The sequence below is a fragment of the Burkholderia sp. Bp9142 genome (genome assembly GCF_003853415.1).
In the GTDB taxonomy this organism is placed as follows: domain Bacteria; phylum Pseudomonadota; class Gammaproteobacteria; order Burkholderiales; family Burkholderiaceae; genus Burkholderia.
Map to the genome: position 1 here is coordinate 1 of NZ_QTPP01000088.1, position 1,236 is coordinate 1,236.

The window sequence follows — 1,236 nt, forward strand, 5'->3', positions numbered from 1 at the left end:
TGACCTGCCCCCTGCAAACAGGGCCAACCGGAGTCTAGTAAAGTTCGTTTTCGGAGAAGAAGACGAACATGAAGAAGCGCTTTACGGAACAGCAAATCATCGGGTTTCTGAAGGAAGCCGAGGTCGGTATGCCGGTCAAGGAACTGTGCAGGAAGCACGGGTTCAGTGATGCGTCGTTCTACACCTGGCGTGCGAAGTTTGGCGGCATGGAAGTCTCGGAAGCCCGCCGGCTCAAGGACCTCGAGGTGGAGAATGCCCGGCTGAAGAAACTGCTGGCCGAAGCAATGCTCGATATGGAAGCGTTGAAGGTCGTGGTCAAGGGAAAGCCCTGAGCCCGCAAGCCAAACGCGAAGCAGTGTCGGCGATTCGGGAGAGGGTCAACATCTCTGAGCGCCGCGCTTGCCGGCTTGTCGGGCTTTCTCGCAGCGTGCTGCATTACGACGCGAAGCCGGACCACGAGAATGAGGTGCTAGCGGCGCGTCTGGTGGAGTTGGCGCACGAACGTCGTCGATTCGGCTACCGGCGACTGCACGCCCTGATGGAACGCGAAGGCACACACGCCAATCACAAGCGCATCTATCGCCTGTACCGTGAGGCAGGGTTGGCTGTGCGACGCCGTCGCAGGCGCCACGGCGTCATGATTGAGCGCGAGCAACTGGCATTGCCGGGCGCACCCAACGAGGTGTGGTCAATCGATTTCGTGATGGACGCGCTTGCCAACGGCCGACGCGTGAAGTGCCTGACCGTCGTCGACGACTTCACGAAAGAGGCTGTCGACATCGTCGTCGACCATGGCATCTCAGGCTTGTATGTCGCTCGGGCATTGGACCGCGCAGCTCGCTTCCGTGGCTATCCCAAGGCGGTGCGAACAGACCAGGGACCCGAATTTACGAGCCGCGCGCTTGATCAGTGGGCGTATGCGAACGGCGTCACTCTGAAGTTGATTCAGGCGGGCAAGCCAACGCAGAATGCGTACATTGAATCGTTCAACGGCAAGTTCCGCGATGAATGCCTTAACGAGCACTGGTTCAAGACGCTCGCCCACGCTCGGGCCGTCATCGCTGCATGGCGTCAGGACTACAACGAGCAAAGGCCGCACAGCGCACTGAACTACCTTGCGCCGTCAGAGTTTGCGGCGAAACATCGGGCAACCGCGGATGCTCCTGCCGCATTCCAGGAGTTGGTTTAAAGGGACTTTGCTAGAAGCCCATTGGCCCTATTGAAGGGGGCAGGTCA

General features: G+C 59.5%; 1 protein-coding gene. It reads left to right on the top strand.

Features of this window, described 5'->3' with window-relative positions; genetic code table 11:
* Positions 1 to 68: 68 nt before the first annotated feature.
* Positions 69 to 1,189 (top strand): IS3 family transposase gene (locus DIE22_RS37745; RefSeq protein ID WP_124547180.1). Its coding sequence is split into 2 segments (ribosomal slippage): positions 69 to 327 and positions 327 to 1,189, totalling 1,122 coding nucleotides; the frame shifts between segments, so codons are not numbered across the junction.
* Positions 1,190 to 1,236 lie beyond the last annotated feature (47 nt).